This is a genomic window from Lachnospira hominis (ex Liu et al. 2021), from assembly GCF_014287955.1.
Classification (GTDB): Bacteria; Bacillota; Clostridia; order Lachnospirales; family Lachnospiraceae; genus Lachnospira; species Lachnospira hominis.
Window position 1 is genome coordinate 236,831 of sequence record NZ_JACOPD010000002.1, and the last position, 18,995, is coordinate 255,825.

The following is an 18,995-nucleotide window of genomic DNA, read 5'->3' on the forward strand; positions in this document are numbered from 1 at the left end:
AATAACTGAACTGTAACTAATTTTAACACATGTACCGTAATTGGCAAGCAAAATTTAATTTATAGACCTTTTTTCATATTCATCAAGTATTTCCAAAGTCTCTTTTGTATACTCCGGATGTAATTTATTAACTTTTCTTATGTTATATTTTGCTTCTTCAATCCTGCCTTCATTATACTCAATCTGATTTCTCAGTTTCTTACGACGTGCCGCAAGTTCATGCCTGATTTCAACCATTTCATTGCGTATATATAGTCCTTTGGTCTGCGAAAGCCATACAACTGTGTCTGAAATTCCTATTCTTTTCAGAAGCATAAGCAGCTTATTTTCTGCATCATTAAGATTAGCTGTCATCATCAATACATGCTTTCTTTCTTCTTTCATCTTAAGATATAATTCAAATTTTCTTCCAAGTTCATATGAGCTCTTTATTTTGTATTTATCATATTCATATGAAAGCACATTTGCCGCATTAACATACTTTATCTTTATCTTGTTTAATGCCGCCGTAATTTTATTTATCTTTATTTCGACTGCCGATGCCTGTCTGTGAATAATACTCAGCCATGCAAATATTCCCACAGCAACTATTGCACCAAGAAATGTCACAACAAAGAATAAATATAACTCATCTTCATTATCAAGTGCAACCATAACTATTGTAAAAATAGAATAAACTACCGCAAGACAGGCAAGAACTATAATTGCAGCCTTTTTGATTGCAGCATGTTTCTTTTTCAGATTCTTGGCTTCCATTCTAAGAGCCATCCTCTCGCCCTCAAGAGACTGTAAATCTCTTTTCACTGTCTCATAATATGTTTCCTGCTGCTGTATAAACCTAAAACTCTTAGGAAGTTCCTGTGCATACATGTCCATTCTGTTATATGCATTATTAGACAGCTTGCTCTCGGAATTTTTAAGAATCCGCCTGTCAACCGCAAGATTGTCAACAAGTTCAGCCTGTTTTGCAATCTGGTCTTTCAGATTATCCGGTGCATTTTCATACAGTTCAATATCAGCAAATCTCTCTGATACCTGACTGTACTCCTCCATTATCATTTCAATATGCCTTCCGGCATCTTCCATAATCTCGCACTGGCCTTTAACATATTCTTTCAGGTCACTTCCATCAAAAGCTCCCAGTTTTACGTTATCACTTTCATCACCCACAAGCAGTTCATCATCGCTGAAGCCGTCAAAGCCCTCATCATCTTCCGGCGTTTCATATCCTGAACTCTCATCATACTCATCAAATTCCTGATTATCAGTGTCTTCGTTTTCTTTGCCATAATCCTCTTCATCAAGATATGACTTTATTGTTCTGGCATGCTTATTCAGTTCTTCATCAAATTCGTCATATTCTTCATAATCATCTTCTATTTCATCTTTAAAGAAGATATTCTTAACTGACTTTAAAAATCCCATATGTACCCCATTCTATGATTTGTACTTAATATACTGTTTCTTCCAGTCATCAAGCAGACCGGTAAGTGCATCATTATACTCCGTAATATCAGCCTCCTCTTTAAGCTTTTCAATCTGCTGGAGATGTCTGTATGTATCAGAATATCTTGCATTGTCTGCCAGTTTTTCAAGTTCGCTTTTCAAAGCTGCCTCCTGGTCAGATGCATCATCACTTTCTATTATATTATTTCCCATAGCCAGTCTTTTAGCTGCCATAAAACATTTTAGCGACTCTTCGTGCTGCCCTATTTTGTAGGCTTCCTCAAAATATGGAACAGACTGTTTGTATAAAAACATTCTTGCATGTGCAACCCCCATATTATGATACACTCTCGCATAAAACAATCCCGAAAGTGACTTATCATATGTACCCTCAATTATTTTTGCATAATTTTGCACTGCACCGTAATAACATTTATTTTCAAGCAATGTATCAGCTCTCGCTTTAAGTCTTTCATAAACATTGCGGCTGTCAAGTGTTCCAAGCACACCGCTTAACTGTTCTATCTCTTCATTGCTGTAATAATCAACATATTTTAAAACACTTACAACAATCTGTGCAAGTCCTGCATTCCTGCTTTTCAAATCTGCAATTATCTGTACCAGCTGTTTCTGCCCTGTCTCCTCAACAAATGAATTGAAGTCGTCATCAAAGAAGTCAATGCTTATAAAATAAATATTATTATATATAAAATAGCACAATTCCTCAAGTGTATATATTTTAAGTCCTATATCCTTTACAACAAGCGGCTGTTTTGCCTCTCTTGCCCTGCATAATATTATCTTTCCCATTTACGCATGACCCTCATTTCAGTAAAAACGTTTTTTCTATTATTTTTCCGGAACTTTTTACTATGTCACCAAAGCCTTTATCCTTTATTAACACATGACATTCCTCATCAGACATAAAATCAACATCCATTTCTATTCTTGTCATTTTACCTTCACGGAAAGGCAGTGAACTTATGTCAATTTTTTCAATATATTCTTTGTTAGTATCAACAGGTCTCAGATAAAAATTAATATATCTTACATCATCTATTATAAAAAACAGCTGTTTTTTTACACTGTACCAGTTTGTTCCGGGTCTTACAATTTTCAGACGCATATCGTTTCCACGCTCGCATATGTCCATCTCTATACCAGTTGTAATCCTGTTTTTGCATGCCAGAATTGTATCAGGAGGAAGTATCTGTTTTACTTTTGTACATGCCCCAAGAACCGCACCTTTCACATAAAGATTCTGCCCTGCAAAAACTTTTCTTGAATGGCACAGAAATCTTGTGAATTCATCAGGAAATTTCTCCATCTCAAATCTGCTGCCTGTAAGAAATACACTTGAGACATTATACCTGGACAGCAATCCTTTAAGCCACTCTGTTATCTCATGCTGATTAACACACAGATTGCTATATGAATCCTTTTCTTCATCATATTGTATGGCATCAGAAAAATACCTGTTTTCCATTATAACATCACAACCATTAAGATTAGATTTCATGCAGATATATGATGCAATATTATCATTACTGTAGTCAAGAAGCATAACACCTGCTGAATACAGACCTTTTTTCTGGCTGTAAGCATAAAAAGCAAAACTTTCCTCATGGCTTATAACTGACCACTGTTCACTGTTAAACTGCAGCCGTTTCATGACTTCCGATATAAAATTAAGCTTTTTAATTTCATAATCAGCGATTGTTATGCATATCAATCCCGCTTTTCTGCCCTGTGCACATTTTGATGCACATTCTATTATCGATGCAATAAATTCACAGGCTGCCTCAATATTACCGCTCTGTTCCCAGCCTGGCATTTCAAACGGATTTAAAAAAGCGGCCTCGTTTTCAGGTCCTGTAACATGTATCACCATCTCTGTCTGCTCATCCCAGATTGCAGCCTGTGTTATTTTATCCTGTATATCAATCCCGACTATCACTCCATTTACATTATTCATTAAATTCCTCACCTACATTGGTTTAAAAATCTGTTGTGTTACATAATCCTGAACACAATAATCATACATACACTTTTTCATTTCTGCCGGATCATGCTGCTGCCTTGCCGAAAGAATTTTATTAATGCTGTCAAATCTTCCTGCGGTCTCTGATTTATTGATAACATTATTCTGCATATGAAATATATCAGACTTTCTTGTTTCACTTCCAATTTCTTCAACAAAATAATATCTGACACTCTCCGAATAAAAAAGTGTAAATCCTTTTACAAAATAGCCTCCACAACTTGAAAGAATCTCAGTATATTCATTACTGCTTTCTCCAAACCAGTAATGAATCTCCACACGCGAATCCGGATTACCTGCATACTCCGCAAATGTCCTGTCTGTCATATTATATGGAAGTGCAAATACTTCAGAATAATTTTTATAAAATTCAAAACACTTGTCCACTGCACATAATGTTTTTATAATTTCATATATAAATCTGCTTTTTGACTCTGTAAGTTCTCCGGTTCTTAAAGAATAATATTTTAAGTATGCAAGGACACAGACATCAGGAATTGCACGTTTTTCCATAATAAGCTCTTCTATCACGTCAAAAACTGCTATGTCAACTTCTCTGTGCTTTACAAAATACATAAAAGCATTATATGCAGCATAAGCCGCAATAACTGTCCTGTGTCCACCATTTTTTACATATGAATCAAATACATCTGTAAGCCTTTTATCACTTGATTTTGTAAAAAGCATCTGTGCGACAATTCTTTCTTCTATATCACCTGTAAATACATCATAATCTTTGCATGCATTCCATATATCAAGCATCTGCTCATTAGTTCCATTAAATCTTTTTTCAAGATTTTCAAGAATATCAGCATTATATTTTTTATTTTCAAAAGCATATTCACACAGCTGCGTAAGTTCATCATCATCTTCTGTCCCTGCAAATTCCAGTATATGACGTGCAAGTTCTGATATTTTTCCTGAATTGGCATTACATATTCCGTACTGCTTTATAATTGAAAATGCAAAACTATAAGCATTATTATCGACACTTGCATATATAAGTCTCACTGCATCATTTTCATCTAAATCATCAGTATCTATAATCTGTATATCTGCCAGATAATTTTCTTTATCATATGATTTTTCAAAATATTTTATAAGCCAGCTGTTAAGCTTCTTTTTACATTTTTTATCACAATCGGCATCATTTATGATACATCTGACAGCTTCATATATTTCTTCATTAAATATATCTTTTTTCTGCTCGTACAAAATTATATTTTTATATTTTTCTATATCATTTTCTTCATATTGATAAGCAAGCATGCTCTCGTTTATCATTTCGTAGTATTTATTTTCAAATACTTTTTCAATGTCATACCTGAAGCTGTCCTTAAAAAATTCTCCTGATTCTGATTCAAATATAATAACGGCATCTTTCGTGTAAATCGGGACAAATGCACATTTATTAATGATTTCGTAACGATGTAACGTCTTATATTCTTTATGTTTTACCCATACAGCTTTTACATTTTCCTCATAACATTTTATTTTATAAGTGTATAAAATTTTCATCATTGATGATGCTGTATACTCATCAAATAAACATTTATTCCATATTCTTTTATAAATTAATATAAGATGATTATTAATTCTGCCATAACGAAGCTGTTCATACGCAAATTTATCAATAAGTGGCATGTACATCTCCATTATCTTCTCATTTTCCGCTTCATTAAAAAGTACATCTGCATATAAAAATGATTTATTTTCATAATCAAGAGAGGCATCGTATGCGAAATACATTAAAACAAGCTTTGAAAAACGCGGATATTTATTTTTATCAAGACTTTTTATGTAATATTCATATAATCTTGTAATTTTTATCCCTCGAAGAATCCCTTTCTCATAATAAATATTACTTTCACGGCTTATACTTCCGGCACAAATCAAGTATGAAATAATAGACGTAAGTACCTCATCTTTTTCATATATTTTGTAAATATTTTTCAACAGTTCTATTTTTGAATTGCTGGCATTTTTGTCAGAAACAGCTATCTGTGCGGCATGCAATGCAAGTTTTTCACTTACAATGTTATTCTTACAGCCAAACGTAAGAACCTGTATCTCAAATTTATCAAGAACTCTTAAAAGATGAGGCTGATTATTCATAACATTTAATGCTTCCATATACATCACACCGCTTTTACATCCTGAACGGAAGCTTTCTTTTATCCTCATAAGCTTAATGCTCTGATTATGTCCGAATGTCAGATCAACATAAAATCTTATCCACAATATACGCCAGTCATCATTGCCATTTTCATATAAATTTTTAATATCTATGGCAGCCTTCGCAGTATATACTGCATTACTTATAAGCATTGATTTTACATAAAGATAATAGCTGTATAAAAATGCATCATCTTTTGAAACCTGAACCTGCTCAATAAGATTTTGTGCCTCATCATTCATCTTACGCAGGTTATAAACCTGTGCCTGCATAAGCATGTACAGCGGATTGGCATAATCGAGCATTCTCAGCCTTTCTATAAGATTAGCCGAACGCTCAGCCCACACACCTGTATCAAATTTTTTCATGCGGTAATCGAGATAATTTTTGGTAATCTCATACATGAGTTTTCTCTTATCATGATATATCTCATTTGTATTTTCATCCGGATACTCTGCATATATTTTCTTTACTTCTATATCAGTTACAATTTTATGGTTATATGTATTTATTATTATTCTTCCATAATTATATCCATCATGAAGTTTTTCATAATTAATTATATATGCAAGTTCACATTTATTTCCTGTAAAATTCTGTGCCGAAATATGCTTTGTTTCCATTGAAATAAAATCTGCTTCAACGCAAATATCTGCCTCAATATATCCCCACGCATTTTTTTCTAAAGCAATAGTATCTCTTCTGTCATCGCTGCATATATATGAGCGTTCTTTATCTCCGCATAAATTTATTAAAACAGGAGATTTCTTCCCGGCAGCAACGAGAAACTCTTCTATCGCACGCCCGGTATTATTCTCTTTTTTCAATGCTTCATATATATTAGATAGTTTTGTATCATTTTCAATAAGGATATTGAAATTATCACTAAGAAAAACTGCAACAGCCTCTTCCGGATAATCTCTTGTGAAATTAGCAAATTGAAATAAATCTGCAATATCATTTTCGTTAGTCTTTAAAAATTGTGCCGTAACTGTAAAAGCATATTCTAAAAAATATTCCCCCGCATTGCTTATGACATCAAACTTGCCTTTTATAACATCATCTTTCTGAAGTCCATTAGTATCAACAATATAATGTATCGTACTTACAGTTCCAAGAAACATATTGTCGATGATTTTAACACGCTCATTTGATGACCAGATAACGCCTTTTGTTACTTCCCTTGAGACTATATCAAACGACTGCTCACAGACTACATTTTTTGTGATATTTAATTCTATATTATCCTGTTTAAAATGCAGCTTAGGATTATCATATACAAAATGACCACATGCCAGCCGCCTAAGATTATCTCTCATTAAGATTCAGCCTCCGCCTTAATTTTATCAAGATGTTCCTTTATTTTTTTCTCATATCCGTTATCTGTCGGCTCATAAAATACAGTGCCTTCAAGTTCATCCGGAAGGTATTGCTGTTTTACATAATGATTTTTGTAATCATGTGCATATTTATATCCAATACCATGTCCAAGCTTTCCTGCACTCTTATAATGTGCATCCTGTAAATGCACAGGAACACCATATGTCTTTTCATTTTTCACAATATCAAGTGCTTTGTCTACAGCCATATAAGCGGCATTGCTCTTAGGAGCACATGCAACGTATGTCGCCGCCTGTGAAAGAACTATCCGTGCTTCCGGCATACCAAGCCTTTCTATTGCAAGACATGCATTAGTTGCAACTACAAGTGCCTGCGGGTCAGCATTTCCGACATCTTCACTCGCACATATCATTATTCTTCTCGCAATAAACTTTATATCTTCTCCGGCATATAACATTCTTGCAAGATAATATACAGCCGCATCAGGGTCAGAACCACGCATGCTCTTAATAAATGCTGATATAGTATCGTAATGGTTATCACCATCTTTATCATACTTTAATACACGCTTCTGTATACACTGTTCAGCAATCTTTAAATTAATATGAATCTTTCCATCCTCAGATGGCTTTGTTGTAAGAATACCAAGTTCTATGGCATTCAATGCACTTCTCGCATCACCATTTGCCACATCTGCAAGAAATGTAAGTGCCTCATCATCTATGTCTGCATGAAGACTTCCCATTCCTTTTTTCTCATCATATACTGCACGTTTTATAAGTGTTTTTATATCTTCTTTGTCAAGTGGCTTTAATTCAAATATTATTGACCTTGAAATCAAAGCTCCGTTTACTTCAAAATATGGATTTTCTGTAGTCGCACCAATAAGGATAATTGTTCCGTCCTCGACAAAAGGCAGAAGATAATCCTGTTGTCCTTTATTAAATCTATGAATCTCATCGACAAACAGTATTGTCTTTTTTCCGTACATTCCAAGATTATTTTTTGCCTGTGCAACGACATCTTCCATATCCTTTTTTCCGGCAACAGTTGCATTAATCTGCTTAAAATCTGCACTTGTAGTATTGGCAATCACCTTTGCAAGTGTGGTTTTTCCTGTTCCCGGAGGTCCATAGAATATAATTGAGCTTATCTTATCAGCCTGAATTGCCCTGTATAAAAGTTTATCTTTTCCTATAATATGCTGCTGTCCCACCACTTCATCCAAAGTTTCCGGTCTTATTCTTGAAGCCAGCGGCGATTCATTTTTCATCGTATTTTGTCTGACATAATCAAATAAATCCATTATATACTCCACTTTCATAAGTCATTTGGATTTATTATAACATATATATTGAATTTTTTACAGCCGCAATATTTTTTCAACTTACATTTTCAGCTCATATTTTGGTCACATACCAGCAATCTATTCTTACAATATCATTTCAACAGCCTGCCAAACACTTTTTTTATCTGTGTTAAAAAATCTGCTTTTTCTATATTTTCAGATGAAATAACATTGACGCTGCCTATTTTTTCTCCATTATAATAATAGTCAAGTGTTCCAATTGTATCTCCTTCATTTACAGGTGCAGCAATATTTTCATTTATATGGAGCTCTTTTGAAATATCTTCATGATTAACCGGATTAATAAACATATATGAAAATTCTTTTTCATACCGGCAATTGACATAGTCTTTTTTACCTTTTGAAATTCTTATATTTTCTAATAAAGGCATACCATCATCTTTATATATATCACATGTATTAAATCCATAATTCAAAAGATTAACAGCCTCAGCAAATCGTGTCTTTGAGTCCGGTGCAGCCATTATTACAGCAATAAGGTCAATCCCATCCTTATTTGCCGATGCTGACAGACAGCATTTTGCAAGCCCTGTCGAACCAGTCTTTAACCCAGTCGCCCATTCATACTGCTTAATAAGCTTGTTGGTGTTTGTAAGTCCAAACTCGCTGTCACCTCTTCTTGTACTGTGAATAATGGTATCCATCCATATTGTGGAATAATCATGAATCTGCGGATATTTTGTTATCAGTTCACGGCTCATAAGTGCTATATCACGGGCAGTTGACATATGTCCATCCGTATCAAGTCCGCAGCAGTTCACAAAATTAGTATTGTTCATTCCAAGCCCCATGGCTCTTTCATTCATCTTTGCAACAAATGCACTCTCTGTGCCCTCTATGTATTCTGACATGGCTACACATGCATCATTCGCACTTGCCATACTTATACATTTAATCATCGTATCAACCGTCTGCTTTTCTCCTGCCTCCAGAAACACTTGACTTCCGCCCATAGATGCCGCATATTCCGATACAGTAACTTCGTCATCAAGTCCGATTTTGCCATCCTTTATAGCATCAAATATCAATATCAAAGTCATTATCTTGGTAATACTTGCCGGATGCAGGCTCGTATCTGCATCTTTTTCATATATAACCTGACCTGTTGATGCCTCCATAAGTATCGCTGACGGTGATTTTAATTCTATTCCTGAATTTTCCCCCTGTGTCCGTTCCTGTGCAATACATGTGACGCGGCTCATTCCCGCATAGACTGATGTAAATATTAAAATCAGACACATTATGCACATTATAAGTCTTTTGTTTCTACTCTTAATAACAAACATTTGCTCACCCAATACACAATATTCTGGCTATAGTTTATGTATAAAGAGGGAGTTTTATGATTAATTCAATTTCCTATTCCTTCTCCAACAATTTTTTATATGTATTATCAATTCCCAATGCTCCCAGCGGAGCTGTGATAATAATTGCAAGTACAGCCACTGACAAAATAATTTTACCACAGGCAAGTCCTGCTGCAAGAGGCACTGAACCGATTGCCGCCTGGACTGTGGCTTTCGGAAGGTACGCAATAACGCAGAATATTCTCTCCTTCATATTAAGTTTAGTCTTTATCGTACATATCAAAACACCCGCCGTTCTGAAAATCAATGCAATAAAAATCATAAACACTGCCGCTATTCCTGCACTAAGCGTATATCGTATATCAACCGCAGCCCCAACAAGCACAAAAAGAACCACTTCAGCTGCAATCCATAACTTTCCGAATTTCTCTGATAATCTTTTTGAAACAAACGCTGTACTTTTTATTTTTATAACACATGCCATGCTGACTACAGCAAGTAGTCCTGAAACAGATACTTTTCCCTCAAGCCAGCCTTCAACAGAAACAAGCAGCATTGAAAAGCCAAGCACAATTATTACTTTTGTACTGTTTCTGACACAATGCTTATGTGCATATGATGTCTCAAAAAATAAATATAATCCATATCCTGTAACTGCACCAAGAAGTATTCCCAGAACAATTGAAACAGGAATATTTACAAAATTAATAATATCAGCACTTCCACCCTGTGCCATGCTTAAAAATGTCGTAAATAATACAATAACAAAAATATCATCACATGACGCTCCTGCCATAATCATCTGTGGAATTGCTTTTTTTGTCCCATATTTTTCTTCCATAAGCATTACCATTCTCGGTATGACAACCGCAGGTGAAACGGCTCCAAGCACTGCTCCCATTACCGCCGCCTCTATCCTGTTAATTCCTAATAACAATGGTGCAAATAATATATATCCTGCTATTTCACATGTTGCCGGAACAAATGACATAAGAATTGCCGGTCGTCCCGCCTTCTTCAAATCCTTCAAATCAAGAGACAATCCTGCTTTAAGCAGAATAATTATAAGTGCCAGTTTTCTTAATTCAGATGAAATAGAAAGTATTGACGGGTCGAGAAAATCAAGAACATACGGTCCCAATACAATACCCGTAACAAGCATTCCGATAATACGAGGCATTTTAAGTTTCTGGCAGATTGCCCCCATTGCAAGTCCAACCAGAAAAATAAGTGATAATGATGCTAACATATAATCCTCCTTAAATTATTCAGCAGGAATTCTATTCATTGTCCACATAAAAAAGCTGACAACCCCTGCGATTCTAAATCGTAGAAGTCATCAGCTATAATAAGCAGTTTAGGTTTCCCATGGGAGAACTTCATTCCCAACTTGTAAAATAATACTTCTTTTAAAGCTTTATGTCAATATACAACTGTCAACTTCGTTTTTTAACATAAAAATGCAGGATTTCAGGAGAATTATCAATCTTTCAATCTTTTTTTACACTTTATCAGAAGACTGTATGAATGCAGTAAGCATCTTATCAGACACAGAAATTGCTGTTGAGCGTGTTCAGAAATTTGCAAACAGTTCTGCCGCCATACGCATGGAAAACAATAGAAATTCTACTGACATCCCTGTTTCCGGCAACACCGACAATGCTTCTACACCTTCCGATTCAGACAATATGATGCAGAACATGTCACAGGAAATTGAAAATCTGAAATCAAAATTTGATGATTTGCAAGAAATCATAAATAAACTTGATAATTCAGAAATACAGGCAGCTTATGAAACATATTATTCTGTATATAACTCCTATTCCGAAAATGCGTCAAAAACGCTCGGAACAGACAGCAATGATGCCGACTCATTTTTACAATCCACGCAGTCAGGTTCTAATATAACAGAACAGCTTGATGAAGCATACAGCACTTTATATTCACTTATAGATGATGAAGTAAACAATGCTTCTACTGCATTAGACAGCCAGTTTACTCTTTCAGACAGAGCAAATATCATAATATTTGCAATACTTATGGCAACAGGAATCATTATAATTCTTGCTATATTAAAGATTGTACGTCCTCTCCAATCTGCAAACGGACAGCTTTCAAAAATAATCAATGATATTTCCACAACCATTGAAGAAAGTGCCAATGGAACAAATGACATTTCTTCCAGAATACGAAACATTGCTTCTTCCGTCGAGGCAATAAAATCCCAAACTGCCGAAAATCAATCCATCGGCAATGAACTGAAAAAAATGTTGAAGTATTTAAAAACATCTGATTTATATATTATTTTTATCATTTAAAAATTAATGGTATTGACATAGCATTTTTATAGTGTTAGTATATTTACATTATATACTACACAATTATAATTGAATAATAACTTTATGCTATGATATAATGTCACCAACGAAAGAAGGTGATAGAAAGTGAGCGATTCAATGACACGCGAGGAACTTATTAGTTTAACAATTGATAAATATACTGATTTACAACGTATCAAAAAGGCAAATGGCAATACCGAAAATAAAGAGCTTGACTATCAGCTTAAAGTTACTATAGCTAAACTATCCTCATTAGGAATATCCGTTGAAGATATAACATTATAACTTTCAACTCATATCTTCTGTCTAAGGTATAATGTTATTAATATGTGTTTATATAATAAAGCTGGGATTTTCCCAAATTTCACACAAACCTCCAAACTAAGATAAAACGTATCTCAGTTTGGAGGTTATCTTACAATTTTTATATTTTAAGAGATATTATTCACGCTACAAAATGCTCATTGGACAAATATAAAAAGTAATTTAAAAATATAATCACTCAAAAGTACGATTTATAATATAAAAAGAGATGTAACTACACAAATCACAGTTACATCTCTTTTACATTTTCTACTTATACTCTGTTCCCAGCCAGAAACGTTCAACGTCTCCAACCACTGAACCATTCTTTCCTTTTACTGTACATGAGCATAATTTCTTATCTGAATTGTAATAATACAGTTTATTTTTATAAAATAATGTGCTCACAGTATCTGCATCTGAGCCAACATCTGTCATCTTCACCTCATCTGCTGTAAGCGACTTTTTATAATATTGGACATTATCACGTATATACGTAAGTTCAGATGATGTATTTTTTACAATGCTTAAAGAGCCATCCGTAATATTTTCAGCAATAGTTTTAACTTTACCGGAACTTATGCTTATTAGATTATTATTTTCATCAACTGCTGCAATCGTATCAGCTAATTCAAGAAATACATAATCTGACGCACCTCCGAGCTTTGACACAACTGTAAATACCGGCGTTACATCCTTCTTGACAGACGCATAGCTTACCTGACCAGAATTGATTACATATACATAATCTTTATCATATATAAGCTCAACACCGGAACCGTTAAATTTACCAATAAACATATCCTCTGTATTCTTTGATGATATGCTGTGATAATAACAGTTTCCGTTGACACTATATATAAATCCTTCCGCCTTATCTGACTGATTAACCGGATTTGCCTTATAGGAATATCTCACAGAAGATTTACTTGTAAGTGCATAAATATTTTTTGCATCTTCAGATATTTCCTTTTTCTTCTCATCTTTATCATAATTAAGTGTATACAACACATTACCGGTTGAATTATATATAATCGTATTTTTGGCAGAATATATATACACATTTGCAAGCGACGACTCAACTTCTGTTATAACACCATGCACATCACCATCTTTGGATTTATCCAGCTTACTTACCATAAGTGATGTCTGTCCTAATGCCCCCTGGTCATTTACAACCTGGGTATCTTTATAAATTATAGTTCCTTTATCACTTATATAGAGTATTTCTTTTTTATTTGAACTTTCAGCAAGTCTGAGACTCATTGAATTGTTCCATACAAAAAGCGTGTACTTGTCTTCCATAGAATCATAAGTTATGGCAGTAAAATATTTTCCCTGATTGGAAGCCATTTTCTGTATAATATTATTTTTATCTATTTCATCAGAAAATTCCGGCATATAAAATGAATTATTATCAGCCTCAAAAACAATATCATCTTCGCTGCAGACCAGCTTACTGTCTATCCCTGCAACATTATATATTTTATTATTGTATTTCATATACAAAACATAATTTTTACGTGTTGCAAGCTTAAATACGCCAAATCCTGCAAGAGAAGCCAGCATTAAAACTATTGCTGCTGCAATTATTCTTACTATCAGCTTCTTCTTGCCTTTTACAGCCTTTTTCGCCTGTGATGCTGTTTTTTCAACCGCATCCTGTGCAAATTTACTTCCACTTTCTTTAAGACGCCGAAACATTTCATCAGGCAGCACTTCTTCCTGCCCACCATTTTTAACATCTGCTGTATTATTTTCAGAAGTCTCTTTATCAGAAGAAGCAGACCCCTTTCCGGCCTGCTTCTCCTCATACGCCCTCTTCCGTTTCAGATAATCTGCATTATTAACAATGACTTCCGGTCCATTGCATCTTGGACACTTATCACCTTCATATTCCTGACCACATTTTGGACATATCATATAAATAACCGTGCCTTTCCGCATAATTAAAACTCAAATTTTTCTGCGAAATATGCTTTCAAATCCTCAATCTTAACTCTTTCCTGTTCCATTGTGTCTCTGTCACGTACTGTAACAGCTCCGTCTTCCTCAGAATCAAAGTCATAAGTAACACAGAATGGTGTACCAATTTCATCCTGTCTTCTATATCTCTTACCAATATTGCCTCTGTCATCAAATTCACAGTTATATGTCTTTGAAAGTTCTGCAAATACCTTTTCTGCCCCTTCATTTAACTTCTTAGAAAGTGGAAGAATACCAATCTTAACAGGTGCAATAGCAGGATGGAAATGAAGAACTGTTCTCACATCGCCGCCCTCAAGTTCCTCTTCATCATATGCTGAACAAAGGAAAGCAAGTGTAACTCTGTCTGCACCGAGTGATGGCTCAATAACATATGGGATATATTTTTCTTTTGACTCATCATCAAAATATGACATATCCTCACCTGATACTGTCTGATGCTGAGTAAGGTCATAATCTGTTCTGTCAGCGATACCCCAGAGTTCACCCCATCCAAATGGGAATAAGAATTCAATATCTGTTGTTCCCTTGCTGTAGAAACAGAGTTCTTCTGGTGAATGGTCTCTTGCACGCATCTCATCATCCTTGATACCGAGAGCTTTAAGCCAGTTGATGCAATACTCTCTCCAATATCTGAACCACTCAAGGTCTGTGCCAGGTTTGCAGAAGAACTCAAGTTCCATCTGCTCAAATTCTCTTGTTCTGAATGTGAAGTTACCTGGTGTAATCTCATTTCTGAATGATTTACCAATCTGACCGATACCAAATGGAATCTTCTTTCTTGATGTTCTCTGAACATTCTTAAAGTTTACGAAAATACCCTGTGCTGTCTCTGGTCTTAAATATACTGTATTCTTAGCATCTTCTGTAACTCCCTGAAATGTCTTGAACATAAGGTTAAACTGTCTGATATCTGTAAAATTATGCTTTCCACATGTAGGACAGTTAATTTCATGCTCATCAATAAAATTCTTCATCTGTTCCTGAGTCCAGCCGTCAACTGAACCTCCAATATCAAAATTATTATTTGCTGCCCAGTCTTCAATAAGCTTATCTGCACGGAATCTCTCATGACATTCCTTACAATCCATAAGAGGGTCTGAGAAACCACCAAGATGACCTGAAGCTACCCATGTCTGTGGATTCATAAGAATTGCACAGTCAACACCGACATTATATGGGCTTTCCTGTACAAACTTCTGCCACCATGCTTTCTTTACGTTATTTTTAAGTTCTACACCAAGATTACCATAATCCCATGTATTAGCCAATCCGCCGTATATTTCAGAACCAGGATATACAAATCCTCTGGCCTTTGCAAGAGAAACAATCTTTTCCATTGTCTTTTCCATTTCTTTTCTACCTCCGTTATGTTTGACTGCAATATGCAGATAATTTTATAACATTTCTTCAAATATGACAAGCTTAAATCTTTCCCGGCTATGTATTATTCTCTGTCCAATGATACTTTTATTCTTCCCATGGCCTTATTCTGTATTTTGCACCTATATCATCACATATTTTCTGACACTGTGCCTCTTCTTCATGGGAAATTGTCGTATCAACTGTTGTAAGGACAACATTTGGAATATATTTTGTACATTCTTTTGCAAACGAAAGCATTGCATCAAATGATTCATCACCAAACTTGCTTCTTACAAGCTCATTATATCTTTTTTTATCAGGATCATTAAGACTTATTGAAACTGTATCAATAATCCCTTCCATCTCAGGTACAATATCCCTTTTATTAATCAGATTTCCTACACCATTTGTGTTAATTCTAATAGGCTTGTTATATGTCTTTTTGACATATGAAGCAACTTCCTTTAACACATCAAATGCCTCTGTAGGCTCGCCAAATCCACAAAAAACGACTTCGTCATAATCTTCCATATTGAATTTTGCAAACTCGTCTATAACCTCTTTTGCCAACGGTTCTCTTTCAAGCCATAATCTGTCCGACTCACCGATTCTGTCCATTGTCTGTCTAAGACAGAATGTACAGGCATATGGACATCTGTTAGTAAGATTAACATACAAATTATTATGTACCTTATATAATATTTCCATGAAGCACCTCCAAATATTTATTTTAATGAATATAACAGCTCTTCAAAGCATACACCATCAGTCAATGGTATATCAAGTTCAATTGACTTCATGATACATTTTTTTATAAACGAAGAAGCTTTTTTTACTGATTTATGAAAATCCACACCATTGACCGCATCTGCTGCAATTATTGATGTAAATATATCACCTGTTCCACTTCTTTGTGCCCCAATCTTTAATGCTTTAACAAAATAGCCTTTTTTCCCTTCTTTTTCTCTTTCATAACAATAATTTGAAATAAATGTTCCTTGAACAATTCCTGTTATAACTACCTTTTCAGGTCCCATCATTGAAAGTTTTTCTGCAAGTTCTACTATGTCTTTTTCATAAAGCATGTCAGAATATGGGGTATCAGTAAGAATACAGCTTTCAGTAATATTAGGAGTTATTATGTCTGCTCCTGCAACAAGTTCCTTCATAAGACCACACATTTCATCTGTATATGTAGAATAAATTTTCCCATAATCGCCCATAACCGGGTCCACAACAACTATTGTATCATCAGTTTTAAATTCTTTTATAAAATCCTTAACAATAGAAATCTGTCTGGCTGAACCAAGAAATCCGGAGCATATTCCGTTAAATGATAAATCCAGCTTTTTCCACTCCTCCACATATCTTTCCATCCTGTCAGTATAATCATCAAAAAAATAACTGTCAAACCCTGTGTGATTAGAAAAAATTGAAGTAGGTAATGGACAACATTGTACTTTGAGTGTGGATATAATAGGAAGTTCAACCGCAATTGAACACCTCCCAAATCCGGTAAAATCATTAATCAATGCAATTTTTTTCTGATTATTATGTGAAATATTTTTAAGCATTTAACTCCTCCTGTATTGAAAGCATTTCAAATGATTTCATTTTTTTATCTATAACCGATTCCCTTACCGATGTAATAACTTCCATCAGCTGCATTAATACATTTTTATTTACAGCAAAGGAAAAAAGTCTGTTTAATGGTGTTCCCGTTATATACTGAAGTGCATGAACTGTCGAATCTTCCAGTTTTACTGACATATGTGCATAATCTGCACAATCCGCACAGTAAATTCCAAGTGTACTCTTTGAAAATGAGACCAAATGTTCTTTTTCCTTGCCACAGCCCTGACATACAAAAAAATCCGGACTTTCACCATTTATTGCAATTATTCTCAGTTCATAGGTAAGGCGGATAAGCGGCTTTGATAAATTTTTACGTCCAAGAGCCTTTAATGCAGCATATAACAGATTTATCATAACAGACGCATCAAGATTTTCCCTGCCATAATAATCGGCAAGCTCCGCAAAATAATATGCATAACAGACCGCATCAAAATCGCTTATAATTTCTTCAAAATAAGCTGTTATATTCGCCTGTCTTATCGTATACGAAGTTCTTCCCTCATACACCTGAAATGTTCCAAAAACAAATGGTCTTGTTATTCCTGTAAGAGGACTGTTTGGTCGTCTTGCCCCTTTTGCAAATGCTGCAATCTTACCTCTTTCCTTTGTAAGAATTACTATCCTTCTGTCAAACTCGCCTACAGGCATAGCTGATAAAACTATGCCTGTAACCTCTGTTATGTCACTCATATCAGATTAACCCAAATCGTCCTTCTTTTTGTCATAACCAAAATTCTTAATAAGAACATCGCTGTCACGCCATTCTTTTTTAACTTTCACCCAAAGCTGAAGATTCACTTTTGTATCAAGCTGCTTTTCAATCTCATATCTGGCATTTGCACCGATTTTTTTAAGCATTTCTCCGCCTTTACCTATAATTATTCCTTTGTGGGAATCTCTCTCACATATAATGGTTGCCTGAATATCTGTAATTATGCCCTTCTGGCTTTTTCTTTCTTTCATGCTGTCAATTACAACGGCAATTCCGTGAGGAATCTCTTCATTAAGTGCATGAAGTGCTTTCTCTCTTATAAGCTCGGCGACAATCTGTCTCATAGGCTGGTCTGTTATTGTATCCTCATCATAAAACATCGGACCATAAGGAAGATATTTATAAATTGTATCAATCAGTTCATCAACATTTGCACCGCTTCTTGCTGACACAGGTATTATTTCCTGAAAATCAAGTTCTTTTCTATAGCAGTCAATAACCGGAAGAATTTCTTCTTTTTTGATTGTATCTACTTTATTTATAACAAGAATTATCGGTGCTTTTACTTTTTTAAGTCTTTCAATAATATGCTGTTCTCCCGCACCGATATATGTTGTCGGCTCAACAAGCCAGCATACAACATCAACTTCGCCGATTGTCTTTTCTGCTGCTCCAACCATATATTCACCAAGTTTATTTTTTGCCTTGTGAATACCGGGTGTATCAACAAATACAATCTGTCCTCTTTCATCTGTATGGACTGTCTGTATTCTGTTTCTTGTCGTCTGAGGCTTATTAGACGTAATGGCAATTTTCTGACCTATCATACGGTTCATAAGTGTTGACTTACCTACATTAGGTCGTCCTATCAGCGTAACAAACCCTGACTTTACATTTTTTCCGTCAGCAGCCGCACCGCCTGTAATTCCGCTTGCAGCAAGCATTTCATCCAAATTCATACTTTTCTCCATTCCA

Annotated in this window: 15 protein-coding genes and 1 riboswitch; of the genes, 2 read left to right on the forward strand and 13 right to left on the reverse strand. The window is 34.9% G+C overall.

Annotation, left to right across the window (positions count from 1 at the left end):
- Nucleotides 1-54: 54 nt before the first annotated feature.
- From H8S01_RS03690 to H8S01_RS03720, 7 genes are all read right to left on the reverse strand, one after another.
- On the reverse strand, nt 55-1,425 hold the full coding sequence (locus H8S01_RS03690; RefSeq protein WP_186836213.1) for a hypothetical protein: 1,371 nt from the start codon (nt 1,423-1,425) through the stop codon (nt 55-57).
- A gap of 12 nt (nt 1,426-1,437) precedes the next feature.
- On the reverse strand, nt 1,438-2,256 hold the full coding sequence (locus H8S01_RS03695) for a hypothetical protein (protein ID WP_186836214.1): 819 nt from the start codon (nt 2,254-2,256) through the stop codon (nt 1,438-1,440).
- Between the two features lie 13 nt (nt 2,257-2,269).
- Nucleotides 2,270-3,421: a DUF5716 family protein gene (locus H8S01_RS03700; RefSeq protein ID WP_186836215.1), complete on the reverse strand. Its 1,152-nt coding sequence runs from the start codon at nt 3,419-3,421 to the stop codon at nt 2,270-2,272.
- Nucleotides 3,422-3,433: 12 nt separating this feature from the next.
- Entirely contained in the window at nt 3,434-6,982 is a 3,549-nt protein-coding gene (locus H8S01_RS03705) for a DUF5717 family protein (RefSeq protein WP_186836216.1), read from the reverse strand.
- Nucleotides 6,982-8,310: a replication-associated recombination protein A gene (locus H8S01_RS03710; RefSeq protein ID WP_186836217.1), complete on the reverse strand. Its 1,329-nt coding sequence runs from the start codon at nt 8,308-8,310 to the stop codon at nt 6,982-6,984. The genes H8S01_RS03705 and H8S01_RS03710 overlap by 1 nt, the downstream gene beginning before the upstream one ends.
- A 134-nt stretch (nt 8,311-8,444) precedes the next feature.
- Nucleotides 8,445-9,659 (reverse strand): D-alanyl-D-alanine carboxypeptidase family protein, encoded by a 1,215-nt coding sequence (locus tag H8S01_RS03715; RefSeq protein ID WP_186836218.1) that lies wholly within the window; start codon nt 9,657-9,659, stop codon nt 8,445-8,447.
- A gap of 73 nt (nt 9,660-9,732) precedes the next feature.
- Nucleotides 9,733-10,929, reverse strand: a complete 1,197-nt coding sequence (locus H8S01_RS03720; RefSeq protein ID WP_186836219.1) for a cation:proton antiporter — start codon at nt 10,927-10,929, stop codon at nt 9,733-9,735.
- A gap of 74 nt (nt 10,930-11,003) precedes the next feature.
- Nucleotides 11,004-11,076, reverse strand: a riboswitch (Fluoride riboswitch).
- Between the two features lie 127 nt (nt 11,077-11,203).
- On the opposite strand from H8S01_RS03720, the gene H8S01_RS03725 reads away from it, so the two are divergent.
- Both H8S01_RS03725 and H8S01_RS03730 read left to right on the forward strand, forming a co-directional pair.
- On the forward strand, nt 11,204-11,998 hold the full coding sequence (locus H8S01_RS03725; protein WP_186836220.1) for a hypothetical protein: 795 nt from the start codon (nt 11,204-11,206) through the stop codon (nt 11,996-11,998).
- Nucleotides 11,999-12,124: 126 nt separating this feature from the next.
- Complete coding sequence (locus H8S01_RS03730) at nt 12,125-12,304, forward strand: hypothetical protein (RefSeq protein ID WP_186836351.1); 180 nt, start codon at nt 12,125-12,127, stop codon at nt 12,302-12,304.
- A gap of 288 nt (nt 12,305-12,592) precedes the next feature.
- Here the strand turns inward: H8S01_RS03730 and H8S01_RS03735 are convergent, their stop codons facing one another.
- The 6 genes from H8S01_RS03735 to era all read right to left on the reverse strand — a co-directional run bounded on the left by H8S01_RS03735 (nt 12,593) and on the right by era (nt 18,979).
- Complete coding sequence (locus H8S01_RS03735) at nt 12,593-14,245, reverse strand: hypothetical protein (RefSeq protein ID WP_186836221.1); 1,653 nt, start codon at nt 14,243-14,245, stop codon at nt 12,593-12,595.
- Nucleotides 14,246-14,271: 26 nt separating this feature from the next.
- Nucleotides 14,272-15,660 carry a glycine--tRNA ligase gene (locus H8S01_RS03740; protein ID WP_186836222.1) on the reverse strand — a complete coding sequence of 463 codons (1,389 nt, stop codon included), beginning with the start codon at nt 15,658-15,660 and terminating at the stop codon, nt 14,272-14,274.
- A gap of 118 nt (nt 15,661-15,778) precedes the next feature.
- Nucleotides 15,779-16,381, reverse strand: a complete 603-nt coding sequence (locus tag H8S01_RS03745) for a TIGR04100 family radical SAM protein (protein ID WP_021867035.1) — start codon at nt 16,379-16,381, stop codon at nt 15,779-15,781.
- Between the two features lie 17 nt (nt 16,382-16,398).
- Entirely contained in the window at nt 16,399-17,247 is an 849-nt protein-coding gene (locus tag H8S01_RS03750; RefSeq protein ID WP_186836223.1) for a pyridoxamine kinase, read from the reverse strand.
- On the reverse strand, nt 17,240-17,998 hold the full coding sequence (gene recO, locus H8S01_RS03755; protein WP_186836224.1) for a DNA repair protein RecO: 759 nt from the start codon (nt 17,996-17,998) through the stop codon (nt 17,240-17,242). The genes H8S01_RS03750 and recO overlap by 8 nt, the downstream gene beginning before the upstream one ends.
- Before the next feature lie 6 nt (nt 17,999-18,004).
- Nucleotides 18,005-18,979 carry a GTPase Era gene (gene era / locus H8S01_RS03760; protein ID WP_186836225.1) on the reverse strand — a complete coding sequence of 325 codons (975 nt, stop codon included), beginning with the start codon at nt 18,977-18,979 and terminating at the stop codon, nt 18,005-18,007.
- Nucleotides 18,980-18,995: the final 16 nt, after the last annotated feature.